This is a genomic window from Sporomusa intestinalis (genome assembly GCF_055383785.1).
On the sequence record NZ_AP042390.1, the window covers coordinates 850247 to 865814 of the forward strand.

Below are 15568 nucleotides of genomic sequence, written 5' to 3' on the forward strand. Positions count from 1 at the left end.
CAAAACTATTGACAAGCTTCTAACTGTCCGATAAACTTAAATTACACCTGTATGTAATTTAATACTGTTGAGTTGGGTGCCCGACGGGCTTAATAGGGAAGACCGGTGAGAAACCGGCGCGGTCCCGCCACTGTAACGGGGAGCAAGCTTAAGATATGCCACTGGGAAAGAATTTCCGGGAAGGTTTAAGCAAGCGATGAACCGGAGCCAGGAGAACTGCCTAGCTGACAATCGCCGTTAGAGACCCACGAGGTATGGGGAGGGGATTACAGTTAAGCGCGTATCTTCTCGGGTATACTCAAGAAGTTAGTGATCTGCTGAATTCACTCCTGGTATTAAATACCAGGAGTTTTTTATTGACATACTGTAGCTATATTTCCGTAGGTCCTGGCCATGCGGGGAGTAGGAGGGAAACGAAGTGTCACAATATGTTCCGGCTAATTGGCCGGTTGACAAACGTAATCGGTCAGTGCGGTTACGGGCCGTGAAGGGGTGTTGCCGGTTACCGGACCGTGAACCTGGTGGTAATGCTTCCATCCCGAAAACGTACGAAACCTTGACGTTAAACAGAGCGCAGAGCAAAAGTGTGCGGCTGCCCTTAGCAGCGGGTAAGGGCTGAGTCTAAGTTATAGGCTTACCGGCTTACGCCATCGAGTAGCTAAAAAATAAAAGCTTTAGAGGCAGATGCCAACCTTTCGCAGGCGGCATCTTTCTTCTTCTGGCACAGTAAAGGATGTACATATGCTACAGCTTGTAAATTTATCAAACTATACGACTGATAATGAGCTTATCAGCAATAATGGGGAATGTTTGCGGAGATTTTTGCATTTTCACCATTTAGATGGCATTGAGATGATGTTTTGCGGGCCCCTGGATGAAACTGTCCATAAAAAGGAATGGATTCACGGCGTTCATCTTCGGTTCTGGCCCTGGTGGCTTGATTTTTGGCGTGGCGATCAGCGGGCATTATTGCAACAGTTTGCGAGTGAGGCGGATATTAGGGACTGCTACGGCGGCGTAACCCAGGAAGAATGGCTGAATGTCTACCGGGAGAACATTGCCGCCGCCCGGCAGGCGGGCGCTAAATATGTTGTGTTTCATGTCAGCCATGCCCGCATCTCTGAGTTGTTCAACTGGAATTTTCATGCCACCGACCGGGAGGTAATTGAAGCAACCGTAGAGGTTATTAATGCTCTCCATAGCTCGCTGCCGGCAGACATGACCCTCTTATTCGAAAATCTGTGGTGGCCGGGGTTAACCTTGCAGAGCAAGGAACTGACAGCGTATCTGCTGGATAACGTAGCTCACCGCAATGTCGGCATCATGCTGGATACGGGCCATCTGATGAATACGAATCCGGCCTTGCGGACGCAAACGGAGGGGATCGACTACATCCTCAGAACAATATCCGGGCTGGGCAGCTATAGCCAGTATATTAAGGGGATTCATTTACATCACTCCTTATCGGGCGAATACATCAGGAGCAGCCAAAGCAGCCTGCAGCGTCAGGAGAACTATTCCATGACGGCCCTTATGCATCATGTCCTTAAGATTGATGAGCATTTGCCGTTTAGTGTGCCTGAGGCAGGGCGAATTATTGATTATGTTCAGCCTGATTACCTGGTGCATGAGTTTATGAAGAATTCAATGAGCGAGTGGATAGAAAAGATTACATGCCAACAACAGGCAATAAATAGGATGAGGTCAAGCATATGAGATATTTTCAGATGATCAAACCGGCTGCAATGTTGCTGTGCCTGCTGCTTTTTTTAGCCGCAGGCTGCGCCAATCAGCAGGCACAGCAGGCCGGGCCGCCGGCGGCCGGCTATGAGGTAACAGACGGCAAGGGCAATGTACTGAAACTGCCGCACAAACCCCAGCGGATTGTATCCTTGTCGATCAGTACGGATGAAATCCTGCTGGGCCTGGTGCCGACAACACGGATTGCCGCGCTGACCTATTTGGCGGATGACGGCGGTTTATCCAATGTTACCGAACAGGCTAAGGCCGTACCGGCGAAGATCAGGGCCAACGCGGAAGCTGTCATTGCCCTGCAGCCTGATCTCGTGATTGTGCCGGACTGGCAGCCGGTGGAGTTTGTGCAGACAGTCCGGGATGCAGGTTTTCCCGTCTATATTTATACATGGCCTAATTCTATTGAAGAAATCAAAAGCGTGATTTTGGCGATTGCCCGGGCGGTCGGCGAACCGGAGGCGGGCGCGAAGCTGGTTGCCGATATGGACAATACCCTGGCTGAGGTTGGTGCCAGGGTCAGGTCGATACCTGACAGCCAAAGGCCGGTGGTGGTCCGTTTTTCCCTGATGGGCGGCAGTGACGGTACAGGCACGACTTTTGACGATATCTGCCGGTATGCCGGCGTGAAAAACGGGGCCGCCCTGGCCGGTCTAGGGAAGAATGAGATATTGTCCAAGGAACAGCTGGTCAAGGTGAATCCTGACATCCTGTTAATGCCAACCTGGGATTACACCGGCAAAACCGATATGGCGCAATTTGCCGCCGATATCCGGAATGATCCGGCCCTGCAGTCGGTTCAGGCCATTCGCCGGCAGCAGCTTGTCTCCATACCTGAACGGTATTTGGTTTGTACATCGCAGTATATCGTTTGGGGTGTGAAGGACCTGGCCAGTTATGCCTATCCTCAATATTTCCCTGAGAATTGACGTAGTGCCGATAAGGGAAAAATGCAAGCAGCGGTGGGGGAAACAAATGGGAAACATGATATTTTTTACTAACATTGACCGCCAATACAGCATGCTGGTACAGGCAAAACGGCTGCTGACAAAAGCAGGCCGGCCAACCGGTAAGCTTGACATTGTCTTTCTTAATGAAAGTGTGGTATGGGAGCCGGACTGGCAGCAGCGCTTCCGGGGCTGCGACATTGTGCTGTTTTCCTGGATGGGGATGGGCCGGGATACGCATTTTTTGCAAAAGGCCGGTGAATTCCTGCGGCAAAAGGGGATAACCCATACCATGCTGGCGACGGAACCCCAGCCTGAGGACACTCTTTACGGCGTAACGGCGGCGGAGCGGGAACAATTGCGCCGGTATTTGGTTTATAGCGGCCTTGATAACTATTGTAATTTCTGCCTGTACCTGAGCAGCCGCTATGGCCGGAATAACTGTGAGTTTCAGCAGCCGCAGCCACTGGTATGGAACGGCATTTTCCATCCCCGGGCCGCCGGCATATATACGGATATTGACGAATACCGGCAGCAGCATTGCCAGGCTGGCCGCCCGACGATTGGCCTGTTATTTCCGCGGGATGAATGGATCTGGGCGGATCTGGCCTATCCGACAGCGCTTATTGATGAGATTGAGGCCCGGGGCATGAATGTAATTGCCGCGTTCAGCCACTGGGCGCGCAACGCTGAGTTTGGCGCCCAGGGGATTGATGACGCCGTTAAAAAATATTTTTATGACGCCGGGATACCCAGTATTGATGTGCTGATTAATACGTTTAAATTTTCGTTAACCGTAGGCCGGCCGGTGGAGCCGGATTTTTTACAACAGCTGGGGGTGCCGGTTTTGCAGGCCTATGCCCTGCTGCGCTCCCCGGCCGAGTGGGACCAGAGCAGTGAGGGCCTGACACCGATGGAGGTCTCCTGCAGTATCGCCCTGCCGGAATTTGACGGTGTTATCCATGCTGTGCCGCTAGCTGGTAAAATACCGGCTGCTGACGGAACAACCAGATTTGAAATTATTCCGGAGCGCATCAGTCAGATTGTGCGTAAAGCCGGCAAGTGGGCCAGCCTGCGCCGCAAGCATAACGGAGAGAAAAAAATCGCTATTATTTTCCATAATTACCCGGCCACCAATGCCAGTATCGGCAGTGCCCAGGGCCTGGATTCACCTGCCAGCATCCGGCTGCTGCTGGCGCGGCTGGCAGAGCAGGGCTATAAAGTCGATCATATTCCCGCCGACAGCAGGGCGCTTATGGAGGACCTGCTGGCGGTGGCCACCAATGACCGGCGCTTGCTGACGGAAAGGCAGATTGCCGGTGCGGCGGGAAAGGTAACCGCCGGTCAATACCGGGACTGGTTTCAGGGCTTAGAGCCCGGGACCCAGGCGCAGCTGACACATGATTGGGGCGAGGCTCCGGGCGATGTTTTTCATTATCAGGGGCAGCTCCTGGTCCCGGGCCTGCTTAACGGTAATATTTTTATTACCGTCCAGCCGCCGCGCGGCTTCAGTGAGGACCCGGGCAAGCTGTATCATTCGCCCGACTGTGCGCCTACTCATCACTACTTGGCGTATTACCACTGGCTGCGGGATATCTGGCAGGCCGATGCGGTTGTTCATGTCGGCACCCATGGCACCCTGGAGTGGCTGCCCGGCAAAGCGGCCGGGCTCGCGCGGACCTGTTATCCCGATCTGGCCATCGGCGACTTGCCGAATATATATCCTTTCCTCATTACTATCGTCGGGGAAGGTGTCCAGGCGAAACGGCGCGGCGCCGCCTGTCTGATTGGCCACCTGACGCCGCCGGTGAGTCAGGCCGGCGCTTATGATGAGCTGGCCGAGCTGGAGAAGCTGCTTGATGAATATTGCCACTTTCAGCAGAACCAGCCGGCCAATGCGGCAGTGGTTGCCAGCCAGATCCGGGAGAAGATTATTGCCGCCAATCTGGCAGCAGAAGTCAGTCAACAGCCGGAGGAGGCTTTCGGCGATTACAGCCAGCGCCTGCATGCCTATCTTACCGATCTCAGGAACATGCAGATCCGGGTGGGCTTGCATGTTCTGGGCTGTCCGCCCCAGGGGGATTCACTGCTGGAATACCTGCTGGCTCTTACCCGGCTGGGCAACGGGGCCATCCCGTCCTTAACGGAAACGGTCGCTGCTGTTCACGGCTATGACTATTACGAGCTGCTTGCCCACAGCGGCAAACTGCTGCCAGACGGCAGCAGAACCTACGGCGTGCTGGCAGATGAGATCTGGCAGCAGTGCCGGGACGTTGTCTGCCGCCTGTATGAGCAGAATTTTGCGCCTGCGGCGGCTGAGGCGGCAGCGAATCTTGCCTGGGCTGCCGGGGCGGGACCGGCGGACAAGGACCGGCTGCGGCAGATAGCCCGGTATATCTGCACGGTATTAATTCCTAACCTTTATAAAACAGAGCAGGAGCTTACCAACCTGCTGGCGGCCCTGGGCGATCGCTTCGTCGAGCCGGGGCCGGCCGGGGCGCCCACCAGCGGCATGGCTGATATTTTGCCGACTGGGCGCAATTTCTTCGGCGTCGACCCGCGAACCCTGCCTACGGCTGCGGCCTGGGAACTGGGCAAAACGCTGGGAGACAGTGTGATTGAGCGCTTTATTGCCGAGGAAGGCCGTTATCCGGAGAATATTGGGATGGTCTTTTGGAGTGGGGCCAATATGCGCAGCCATGGCCAGTGTATTGCCGAATTCCTGTATTTGCTGGGGGTGCGGCCGGTTTGGCAGCGCGGCAGCCGGCGGGTTGTCGGGCTGGAGGTCATTCCCCTGTCTGAGCTGAAGCGGCCGCGGCTTGACGTTACGGCCCGGATCGGCGGGTTATTCCGCGATTCCATGCCTATGGCGGTTAAATGGATGGATAAGGCGGTTACTCTGGTAGCCGGCCTGGAAGAAAGCAGCGAACTGAATTTTGTCCGTAAGCATGTATTGGCCGATGCCCGGCTGATCAGTGAACAGGGGCTTGACAGCCAGACAGCCTGGGAACAGGCCTGTTACCGGCTGTTTGGCTGTCCGCCGGGCAGTTATGGCGCCGGTGTCAGTCATTTGTTAGAGGAAAAGAACTGGGAAACTGTCGATGACCTGGCAAGGGTGTATGTACGCTGGGGCGCGCATGCTTACGGTGCTAAAGCCGGCGGCGTTTTCGTGCCGGAACTTTTCAGCCGGCGGCTGGGTTCGCTTGATGTTACAGTCAAAAATGAAGATAACCGGGAAGTCCATATGCTTAATTCCGATGATTTTAATTCTTATCATGGCGGCATGATTGCGGCTGTCCGCAGCCTGAAGGGGCAAGCGCCCCGCTCGTACTGCGGCGACAGCTCCAACCGGCAGCAGGTGAAGCTGCGCAGCCTGGATGAGGAGTTTAAGCGCCTGTTCCGCGGTGAGGTTATGAATCCCAAATATATTGAGGGTATGAAACAGCATGGCTATAAAGGGGCTGCCGATCTGGCCGGGGTTGTGGCCCATTGTTATGAATGGGATGCTACCAGTGCGGTCATGGCGGACTGGATGTATCAGGGACTGGCGCAGAAATATGCGCTTGACCCGCAGCTGCGGGCGTGGATGCATTCAGTCAATCCCTGGGCTTTGCAGCGGATTGCGGAAAAATTGCTGGAAGCGGCGCAGCGTGGTTTATGGCAGGCTGACGAACAGACAAAACAGGAGCTGCGGCAAATTTATCTGGAGATTGACGGTGAACTGGAGGAACGGGGTGACAAGTAGATTGCTATGTTAAAAATGCTGATATTAGGTTTGACCGGACAGTGCAATTTTGCCTGTACCTATTGTTACGCCCATGAACATCCGGCAGAGGCCATGACAGTTGCCACGGGTATCGCGGCTGTCGAACTGGCGGCAGCCGGCGGGCAGCCTTTTGTTCTGCAGTTCAGTGGTGGTGAGCCGCTGCTGAACTTTCCGGCCATGGAGGCGATCATCCGCCATGTGCGGGAAAAAGGGCTGCCCGCCGTCATGCAGGTTCAGACCAATGCCTCTCTTATGACCCGGGAAACGGCGGCTGTCCTTAAAGCCGGGCAGGTAGGCGTTGGTATCAGCCTGGATGGACGTCCGGACATGAATGACAGGCAGCGCTGCCTGTCTGACGGTCGGGGCACCTGCCGGCAAATAGTGAAAGGGGCCGCTGAACTGGCGGCAGTAGGGGTTGAGACCGGAATTACCTGTGTTGTAACCAATGAAAATGCCGGCAGTCTGGCCGGGGTTGTGGAAATGGCCTGCTATCTGGGCAATGTCCGGCGGATTGGTTTTGACCTGCTTCGTACCCAGGGACGGGGAGGCGCGGTTGCCCCGGCGCGGCCTGAGGCTGTGTGGCAGGGGGTGAAGGAAGCTTTCCAGCTGGCCCGGCGCTTAAGCCGGGAGACCGGCAAGCCCCTATTGTTTTCGCAGCTTGAGCGGGTCGAGTTTCTGGCCAGGGGGCATACAGAGGGGTTTGCCCACTGCCATGCCATGCAAGGGGAGGCCGCTTTTGTGGATGCCAGCGGCCGGTTGTACGCCTGCGCGTCCCTGGCCGGCCAGCCTGATTTTTATCTCGGCCATGTCAGTACCGGGATGGAAGAAGGCCGGCGGCAACAGGTTGCCGCCTTGATTCAGGCCGGAATGGCCTTTTGTCTCCGCTGTCCCTCCTTTGTCTTGTGCGGCGGTGCCTGTTTTGCCCGGTGGTACGGGGCCGACTGCGGCGACCGGGGGTATGATGCCGAGTGTGCCTTAAAACAGGTATCGATAGAATGGTATCAGGAACTTCAGGGACAGGAGAGGAAAGAAAATGCGAGTTGCTTTACTGCATGTAGATGTTAGCGGCGGTCCGGAAAGCCGTAATCTTGAAATTCTGAGCCAAGCGGTACGGCTGGCGGCTGAACAGGGGGCCCAGTGGATTATTACTCCTGAAACCGCCGTGCAGGGATATTTCTTTGCCTGCGAACGGGAGATCAAACCGGTGGTGATTCCGGTGCAGCCGGCACCGGCGATCAAACCCATCAGGCAGCTGGCGGCGGCGTATCAGGTTACGGTATTTTTAGGCTGCGCCGAACAGGATGAGCATAACGGCCGTTATTATAACAGCTGTCTGGTGATTGGCCCTGATGGCAGTATTATCGGCCGCCACCGGAAAAAACACGCCCATAGCGGCGTATCCGAGGGCTGGGCGAACCGGGGCGAACAGCTGGAGCCGGTTGTTTGCGGCGAAATTCCGGCGGGAATTCTGATTTGTGCCGATACCTGGTATGAGGAGAATGCGGTAGTTATGGCCGATAAAGGTGCCCGGATCATTATTGTGCCGGCGGCCTGGCCGCCGGGCGGCTGCGGCGGTCCGCCGGAAAATGCCTGGAAAAAAGCATCGGCCGTCAGCGGCTGTTCCCTTTGGGTCTGCAACCAGACCGGCAAACAGGAACGGCTGGATTTTACCCAGGCCCAAAGTACGATAATAGCCAGGGGGGAGATGCAGCTGACCTATAGCGGTCCCGACCCGGCGGCGCTGTTATTCGACTGGGATTTTAACCAACAGCGCGCCCTGGCCGGTGAATTTACCGTGCTGCCTTTATAGGAGCAAAAGCTAAGGTCAGGAGATACCTGAAACAGAGGCGAGAATATGAGGTTTAGAATACATTGGAGGGACCAGGCTGTGAAACTTTGTACCCTGTCTACCGGCGATCATGTCTACCGGTATTATAAAAGTATTGTCATACCCTTCGAACAGCCCCGGAAGGTGGCGAGTACCGCCATTGTCAACGGCGGCTACCGCGAGGACCTGACGGCAGTATTCAATAATGACTGTAATCCGGGGGCCGGGATGTCCAGCATTATGCGCGGGCCAACCTACCAGGAGCATATGCGGATTATTACGGAGGAGATCGGGCTTGATCCGGCGACAACAGCCGGCATGGGAACTGCCGCTTCGATGCAGAATGTGGCGATTCATACCCTGACTCATCAAACCCTGACGGTAACAGCGATTGTAACCGGCGGGGTCGAGGTTAACGGCGGCCGCGTTGGTGATCCGGCCGATTATTTCCAGCCGCTTGATAAAAATACCCTGGAAAAACCGGGGACGATTAATATCATTCTGGTCATTGACGCCGATTTACCGCCAGGGATGCTGAACCGGGCCATGGTAACCTGTACTGAAGCCAAGACAGCAGCCCTGCAGGAGCTCATGGCCGGCAGCAACTACTCCAACGGGCTGGCAACCGGTTCCGGCACAGACCAGACGATTGTGGTGGCCAATCCGGCTTCGCCGCTGTATCTGGAAAGCGCCGGCAAACACTCGAAACTCGGCGAACTGATTGGCCGGACCGTGCTGCCGGCTGTCAAGGAGGCACTATGCAAGCAGACCGGTCTTTCGCCCCGGTACCAGCATAGCCTGCTGCGGCGGCTTAAGCGGTTTGGCATTAAAGAAGAATCGATGTGGCAGGTATATGTTGCCGAGGGCGGGCAGGTAATAAAGCCTAAGTTTCTGAGTCAGTTGTATGAGATCGACGGTGACAGCCGTCTGGTAACCTATACCACGCTGTACCTCCACCTTTTGGATCAGCTCCAATGGGAGCTGCTTGCCAATGAGGAGGTGCGCGAGGCCGGTAATGAACTGCTGGCCGCCGCCGCCGCCCGGTTTGGTATAGCCGCGCCGGTTATAACAGCCGCCGGCCTGGAGGCTTGCCTGCAAGCCTGGCAGGCTCTGGTACTGGCGATTGTCAAAACGAAAATAAAGACTGCCTGCACTGCTGGCAGCGGTGATAATTAATAATAGGAGTGAACAGACCTTGAAGCATACCGCCGTATATCCCTTCACAGCAATTGTCGGTCAAAATGATATGAAGCTGGCACTTATCCTGAATGTAATTAATCCGCTGTTGGGCGGGGTCCTGATCAAGGGCGAAAAAGGCACTGCCAAATCAACGGCAGTCCGGGCCATCGCCGATTTGCTGCCGGCGATGGAGGCTGTTACAAACTGTCCTTTCCACTGTGATCCGGGTGATGAAAACCGGTTATGCGATGCTTGCCGGGACAAAACCGGGGCCGGGAAAGAGCTGCCGGTTCATTCCGTTAAAATGCGGGTCGTTGAACTGCCGGTCAGTGCCACCGAGGACCGGGTTGTGGGGACTCTTGACATCGAGCATGCCATTAAGCAGGGTGAGAAAAAATTTGACCCGGGCATTTTGGCCCAGGCCAACCGCAATATCCTGTATGTGGATGAAATCAACCTGCTGGATGATCATGTCGTTGATGTGCTGCTGGACGCGGCCGCTATGGGGGTAAACACAGTGGAGCGGGAAGGAGTTTCTTACTCTCACCCGGCCCGGTTTGTCCTGGTCGGTACTATGAACCCGGAAGAAGGGGATATCCGGCCGCAACTGCTGGACCGTTTTGGTTTATCCATTGAAGTGGTGGGGGAAAACCAGCCGGAATGGCGGGTGGAAGTGATCAAACGCCGTTTAGCCTATGAGCAGGACACCGGCGTCTTTGCTCAAATGTATCTAGCCGAGCAGGAAAAACTGGCAGAGCGTATTCTTCACGCCCGGCGCTTGCTGCCGCAGGTAGTTATTGACGACAGGCTGCTGCTGTTAGTGGCGAATGTGGCCATTGCCCTGGATGTGGACGGACACCGGGCTGATATTACCGTGATTAAGGCGGCCATGACGCTAGCGGCCTTTGAGGGGCGCGACAAGGTGGAACCCGACGATGTCCGGCGGGCTGCCAAACTGGTTTTGCCGCACCGGATGCGGCGGCGCCCCTTTGAGGACGGGACACTGGACTGGGACAAAGTCGAGGCCGTGTTTGTCGGGCTGTAAACGGCTGGAGGGAAAAAAGATGATACAACGGATGATATTTCCATTGGCAGCGATAGTTGGCCAGGAGTCTGTCAAGCAGGCCCTCTTAATTGCCGCCGTCAACCCGAAAGCCGGCGGTGTACTGGTGGCCGGGGAAAAAGGTACGGCCAAGTCAACCCTGGTGCGGTCTTTGGCAGAGGTTACCGGCAAGGTGCAAATCATAGAATTACCGCTAAATGCCACTGAGGATATGGTATTTGGCGGACTGGACCTGCAGCAGGCGGTGGGGTGCGGTGAGCGCCGGTTTTTACCGGGTATTCTGGCCAGGGCTCATCATCATATTTTGTATATTGATGAAATTAACTTGCTGCGCCGCGAGTTTGTCAGTGCCCTGCAGGAAGCGGCGCTGACCGGTGTGCATTTGGTTGAACGGGAGGGGATTTCCTGCCGTCAGGAGACGGTGTGCAGCCTGATTGGCACAATGAACCCGGAGGAAGGGGTCCTGCCACCGCCAATTATCGACCGTTTTGGTTTGTATGCTGCTGTTGACCGGGAGCGGGAGGCCGAGGCGCGGGCTGAGATTGTGCGGCGAATTCTGGCCTATGACCGGGACCCGGCAGGATTCCGGCTGCAGTATGCAGCAGCAACTGCGGCGATCAGGCACCAGGTGGCGGCCGCCAGGCAGCTGCTGCCGGCAATCGTTATACCGGAGACGATGGTGTTATTGGCTGCCCAGATGTGCGCCAAAGCTCATTCTGCCGGGCATCGGGCCGAGCTGTTTTTGCTGGAGGGGGCTCGCGCGCTTGCGGCTTTGGCTGGCCGGGATTATCTGCTGCCTGCTGATATGGAGGCGGCAGCCTGCTATGTTTTGCCGCAGCGTATGCGCCAGGAACAGCAACCGCCGCCACCGCCACCCCCGGAACAAGCGGCAGGGGAGCAAAATCAGAATCAGCCGCAGGAGCAGCCGCAAGATCAGCCGCCGTCCTGTGAACAGCCGGAGACGCAGCAGCCGGAGGCGCAGCCTGATTCCTCCGCCGCGGAGCAGCCGCCCGGTGAAGGTTATGACCAGGATAAGGTGGCTGACATTGATAGCCAGTTCCCCTTTGTCCGGATGGAGTTATCCTTGCCGCAGGACCGGCAGGAACGGCGCGGTAATGGGAAGCGCAGCCTGACGCGCACCGCTACGAAGCAGGGGCGGTACGTACGGGCCGGGATACCCTGTGGTGTGGTGACCGACCTGGCTTTTGACGCCACCTTGCGGGCGGCAGCTCCGCACCAGCGATTCCGGGATAAAGGGAATTGCTGTATTGCGATTGAACGGGAAGACCTGCGGCAAAAGATCCGGGAAAAGCGGATTGGCAATACTTTTTTATTTGTTGTTGATGCCAGCGGCTCCATGGGGGCGCGTGAGCGTATGCGGGCCGTGAAAGGTGCGGTGTGCGCGCTGCTGCAGGACGCGTACCAGCAGCGCGATCAGGTCGGATTAATTGCGTTCCGGCGCCAGACGGCGGAGGTGTTGCTGCCGGTCACCCGCAGTGTGGATTTGGCCCAAAAATGTTTGCGGCACTTGCCCACAGGGGGGAAAACCCCACTGGCGGCAGGACTGGCTGCCGCCCTGGCGGTACTGGCCGCGCGCCGGAAGAAAGAGCAGGATATGCAGCCGGTGCTGGTACTTGTTACCGATGGGCGGGCCAATACCGCGGCCGACGGCGGCAACGGCGTGGACGAGGCGCTGGCGGTGGCCGCAAAGATTAAAGGGACCGGCGTTCATAGTGTGGTTATTGATACCGAAAACGATTTTGTCAGGTTAGGACTGGCGAGGACTGTTGCCCGGGCAATGGGTGCCAGTTATTATAGCCTGGGTGAGCTTTCCGATAAAAATATTATGCATATTGTGAGGAATTTATCTTAAGTATAACCGGCATGGCCGGAAAAACGGAGGAATAGTCATGGAGTTTGTTACAGAGAGCTTTACGGTGTTTTATAAAGGCGGACCGGTTATGTATCTGATTCTGGCCTGTTCCTTGCTGGTAGCGGCCATTGGGGCCGAACGCTTCCTCTATTACAGAAAAATGAACACCGATATGGAAGGGTTTACGGCCCGGCTTACGCCATTATTGGAACGGGGCGACTGGGCGACCGCTTATGAGCTGTGCCGTGAAACCGATGGTATTGCTGCTGCCGTTGCCGGCAAAGGCATTCATTATTTACTGCGCGGCTGCGCCAATATCGAGAGTGTGCTGGAGGGGGAAGCGGCCTTAGCGGTGGCCCGTTTACGGACAAATTTAAGTCATTTGGATACGGTGGTGACAATTGCCCCCTTGCTGGGCCTGTTAGGAACGGTAATTGGCATGATTAGCTCCTTCAGCGTGATGAATATCAAAGCCGGTCAGCCGCAGGCAATTACCGGCGGCGTGGGGGAAGCGCTGATTGCTACGGCTTCCGGCCTGTGTGTAGCTACGCTGGCGATGATTATCTACAGCTATTTTAATCACCGCCTGGAGGGCTTGATTACAGATATCGAGCGTGTCTGTGTCTTATTGCTGGGGCAAATGAAGCGGGAGAGATGCCATGAAACTGCGTAGCCTGCGGCAGGACCGCCAGCCTAAACTGATGATTATTCCCCTGATTGATATCATCTTCTTTCTGCTGGTGTTTTTCATTATGAGCACTCTGTACATGGTTGATCAGCAGACGATTGCGGTAAATTTGCCTCAGGCCGCCTCGGCCCAGTCCGACAGACCCCATAGTGTGGCCGTCGCGGTCACCAGAGAGGGGCGGATTTTGTTTGAGCAGGAGGAAATACCGCTGGACCTGGTGAAAAGGCGTGTCCAGATAGAATTGGGCAAACAAAACGACGTGGTTTTTGTATTGCGGTCTGATAAACAGGCGGAATACGGGAAAGTCGTGGCGGTACTTGATGAAATGAAACTGGCCGGGGCCCACCGGGTAGCGATTGCAACAGAAAGGAAGGATAAATAATGGAATGGGCGACAGGGTTGCGCTGGCGCAAGGCGATAGTTATATCCCTGGTTTTTCACGGTATCGTCCTGCTGGGGGTCGGCTGGCTGGGGTTCAGGGCACTCCTGCCGGTGGCAGTTCCCGAGACAATAATTGAACTGGAACTAGCCAGCGAGCCTGAAGGGGCACCAATGGCGGCAGCTCCGGCCGCTGCGCCGGTACAAGCCAGCGAGCCGGTTGCCGAGCCTGTTCCCAAGCCGGTTATCCGTCAGGTGCAGCCTGAGGCGGTTGTGCCTGACGAAGTTATTCCTGAACCGGCAGTAGCAGTCAGCAATATGGCTGTTGTGGCTGCCGATACTGCCGCCGCCGGCAGCGGTGCGTCGGCAGCGACGGGTGGCACCGGCACCGGGACCGGGGCTGCCGGCAGCGGAACCGGGGGCGGGGGAAGCGGCACCGACAAAGGCATTATTCCCCCTAACGTTTTAGCCAGCCGCAAACCGCCCTATCCGGAAAGCGCCAGGCAGAGGGGGCAGCAGGGAACCGTGGTTTTGCGGGTTGAAATCAGGGAGAACGGGCGGGCCGGCGCAGTCAGCATTAAGCAGTCAAGCGGCTATGAGCTGCTGGATAAGGCGGCCGCCGCTTCTGTCCAGGGCTGGCGCTTCGTTCCGGCCAAAGTCCGCGGCACCGGCAAGACAATTCCCTGCGTTACGGAATTGCCGATCGTATTTCAGTTAAATTAATCCTAGTGTCTTGACCACATTATCTTTTTCGTTTGATGACGGCCAAAATGGCCAATGGCGGCGTCAGCCCCTCCTAGCAGACCCCTTCCAGTATGCGTCGTCGGTGCTTCCTTGCCCTTTGCCATTTTGTCTCGCCCTAAAACTAAAATATAACATGGCCAAGTCACTAGTATATAGACACAATTAGATATTAGCATTAAACTATACCTTAGAGAGAAAAAAGATAGAGGTATAGAAATGAACAAGAAATATGTTGTACGGTTAAGCGAAAAAGAGAAAAAATTAGTCAACGAAATACTAAATAGTAAAAAGACAGCAGCAGGATATAAGAAACGAGCCAATGTACTGCTGCTGTTAGATGAAAGCGTAGGTAAGCCCGCTACCCAAGCGGAAATAGCTGCGCGATGCGGGGTGAGTGATGTAACGGTGTACCACACGGTTCGGGATTATTGCCAACATGGCATAGAATATGCCCTCCAGTATAAGAAGTCGCAAACTCCCCCAAGGGCCGCCATAGTGACGGGCGAAAAAGAAGCACGGATCATAGCGCTTGCCTGCGGAGAACCACCGAAAGGCTATTCACGCTGGACAGTCCGCTTGCTGACAGAAAAGATTATTGAGCTTTCCATAGTCCCTACAGCCAGCCGGGAAACCGTGAGACGGACGTTAAAAAAACTGAACTTAAGCCTCACCTGAAAAAGCAGTGGTGCATTCCACCCCAGTACAACGGTGAGTTTGTTGCGCGCATGGAAGATATTTTAGAGGTATATGCCTTGCCCTACGATGAGGAAATTCCGTTGATTTGCATGGATGAACAACCGTATCAGCTGTTGGGAGAAAAACGCAAACCGCTTTCCATGAGTCCTGGAAAAGCCCACAAAGAAGATTATGAATATACGCGAGAGGGCACCTGCTGCCTATTCATATTCACCGAACCGCTGGGGGGATGGCGACAGGTTCAGGCAACCCAACGCCGGACAAAAAAAGATTGGGCATTGCAAATTCAAGAACTTTTGGAAGTTCATTATCCTCAGGCAAAACGTATTCGTTTGGTCATGGATAACCTAAATACCCACTCGCTTTCTTCTCTTTATGAAACCTTCCCGCCAGAGGTTGCGTTAAAGCTGGCCAAGCGGCTTGAAATACATTACACTCCAAAGCATGGAAGCTGGCTCAATATTGCAGAAATAGAACTTAGTGCCATGACAAAACAGTGCTTGAATCGGAGAATTTCTGATATGGGGCAATTGCAGCTACAAATCGGAGCTTGGCAAAGCCGGCGCAACGCTTCTGCAAAGAATGTTTCATGGCACTTTACAACGGATAATGCGAGAGATAAACTGAAATGGTTGTATCCTAAATTCTAATTGT

General features: G+C 55.3%; 13 protein-coding genes and 1 riboswitch. All 13 genes read left to right on the forward strand.

Annotation, left to right across the window (positions count from 1 at the left end; translation table 11 throughout):
• Positions 1-57: 57 nt before the first annotated feature.
• Positions 58-238: riboswitch (cobalamin riboswitch) on the forward strand.
• 503 nt (positions 239-741) lie between these two features.
• The 13 genes from ACZ481_RS03965 (at position 742) to ACZ481_RS04025 (ending at position 15564) form a co-directional block, all read left to right on the forward strand.
• Positions 742-1716: a sugar phosphate isomerase/epimerase family protein gene (locus ACZ481_RS03965; RefSeq protein ID WP_464768878.1), complete on the forward strand. Its 975-nt coding sequence runs from the start codon at positions 742-744 to the stop codon at positions 1714-1716.
• Entirely contained in the window at positions 1713-2681 is a 969-nt protein-coding gene (locus tag ACZ481_RS03970; RefSeq protein WP_464768879.1) for an ABC transporter substrate-binding protein, read from the forward strand. The genes ACZ481_RS03965 and ACZ481_RS03970 overlap by 4 nt, the downstream gene beginning before the upstream one ends.
• 46 nt (positions 2682-2727) lie before the next feature.
• Positions 2728-6444, forward strand: coding sequence for a cobaltochelatase subunit CobN (gene cobN, locus ACZ481_RS03975; protein WP_464768880.1), 3717 nt, complete (start codon positions 2728-2730; stop codon positions 6442-6444).
• A 15-nt stretch (positions 6445-6459) separates the two neighbouring features.
• The gene (locus ACZ481_RS03980; protein WP_464768881.1) at positions 6460-7530 is read left to right on the forward strand and encodes a radical SAM protein; all 1071 of its coding nucleotides are present in this window, start codon (positions 6460-6462) and stop codon (positions 7528-7530) included.
• Positions 7499-8275: a carbon-nitrogen hydrolase family protein gene (locus tag ACZ481_RS03985; protein ID WP_464768882.1), complete on the forward strand. Its 777-nt coding sequence runs from the start codon at positions 7499-7501 to the stop codon at positions 8273-8275. The genes ACZ481_RS03980 and ACZ481_RS03985 overlap by 32 nt, the downstream gene beginning before the upstream one ends.
• Before the next feature lie 78 nt (positions 8276-8353).
• The gene (locus ACZ481_RS03990) at positions 8354-9469 is read left to right on the forward strand and encodes an adenosylcobinamide amidohydrolase (RefSeq protein WP_464768883.1); all 1116 of its coding nucleotides are present in this window, start codon (positions 8354-8356) and stop codon (positions 9467-9469) included.
• Between the two features lie 19 nt (positions 9470-9488).
• Entirely contained in the window at positions 9489-10517 is a 1029-nt protein-coding gene (locus ACZ481_RS03995; protein ID WP_464768884.1) for an ATP-binding protein, read from the forward strand.
• Between the two features lie 19 nt (positions 10518-10536).
• On the forward strand, positions 10537-12408 hold the full coding sequence (locus ACZ481_RS04000) for a VWA domain-containing protein (protein WP_464768885.1): 1872 nt from the start codon (positions 10537-10539) through the stop codon (positions 12406-12408).
• A 37-nt stretch (positions 12409-12445) separates the two neighbouring features.
• Positions 12446-13081, forward strand: coding sequence for a MotA/TolQ/ExbB proton channel family protein (locus ACZ481_RS04005; RefSeq protein WP_464768886.1), 636 nt, complete (start codon positions 12446-12448; stop codon positions 13079-13081).
• Positions 13068-13478, forward strand: coding sequence for an ExbD/TolR family protein (locus tag ACZ481_RS04010; protein ID WP_464768887.1), 411 nt, complete (start codon positions 13068-13070; stop codon positions 13476-13478). The genes ACZ481_RS04005 and ACZ481_RS04010 overlap by 14 nt, the downstream gene beginning before the upstream one ends.
• Positions 13478-14197 carry an energy transducer TonB gene (locus tag ACZ481_RS04015; RefSeq protein WP_464768888.1) on the forward strand — a complete coding sequence of 240 codons (720 nt, stop codon included), beginning with the start codon at positions 13478-13480 and terminating at the stop codon, positions 14195-14197. The genes ACZ481_RS04010 and ACZ481_RS04015 overlap by 1 nt, the downstream gene beginning before the upstream one ends.
• 237 nt (positions 14198-14434) lie before the next feature.
• On the forward strand, positions 14435-14893 hold the full coding sequence (locus ACZ481_RS04020) for a helix-turn-helix domain-containing protein (protein ID WP_464765965.1): 459 nt from the start codon (positions 14435-14437) through the stop codon (positions 14891-14893).
• Positions 14894-14907: 14 nt separating this feature from the next.
• Entirely contained in the window at positions 14908-15564 is a 657-nt protein-coding gene (locus tag ACZ481_RS04025; protein ID WP_464770559.1) for an IS630 family transposase, read from the forward strand.
• Positions 15565-15568: the final 4 nt, after the last annotated feature.

What these genes read in the sequence shown, in the direction of transcription:
- ACZ481_RS04005 (WP_464768886.1), top strand. Translation starts at nt 12,446, where the DNA reads ATGGAGTTTGTTACAGAGAGCTTTACGGTGTTTTATAAAGGCGGACCG.
- ACZ481_RS04015 (WP_464768888.1), top strand. Translation starts at nt 13,478, where the DNA reads ATGGAATGGGCGACAGGGTTGCGCTGGCGCAAGGCGATAGTTATATCC.
- ACZ481_RS03985 (WP_464768882.1), top strand. Translation starts at nt 7,499, where the DNA reads ATGCGAGTTGCTTTACTGCATGTAGATGTTAGCGGCGGTCCGGAAAGC.
- ACZ481_RS03980 (WP_464768881.1), top strand. Translation starts at nt 6,460, where the DNA reads ATGCTGATATTAGGTTTGACCGGACAGTGCAATTTTGCCTGTACCTAT.
- ACZ481_RS03965 (WP_464768878.1), top strand. Translation starts at nt 742, where the DNA reads ATGCTACAGCTTGTAAATTTATCAAACTATACGACTGATAATGAGCTT.
- cobN (WP_464768880.1), top strand. Translation starts at nt 2,728, where the DNA reads ATGGGAAACATGATATTTTTTACTAACATTGACCGCCAATACAGCATG.
- ACZ481_RS04020 (WP_464765965.1), top strand. Translation starts at nt 14,435, where the DNA reads ATGAACAAGAAATATGTTGTACGGTTAAGCGAAAAAGAGAAAAAATTA.
- ACZ481_RS04000 (WP_464768885.1), top strand. Translation starts at nt 10,537, where the DNA reads ATGATACAACGGATGATATTTCCATTGGCAGCGATAGTTGGCCAGGAG.
- ACZ481_RS04010 (WP_464768887.1), top strand. Translation starts at nt 13,068, where the DNA reads ATGAAACTGCGTAGCCTGCGGCAGGACCGCCAGCCTAAACTGATGATT.
- ACZ481_RS03970 (WP_464768879.1), top strand. Translation starts at nt 1,713, where the DNA reads ATGAGATATTTTCAGATGATCAAACCGGCTGCAATGTTGCTGTGCCTG.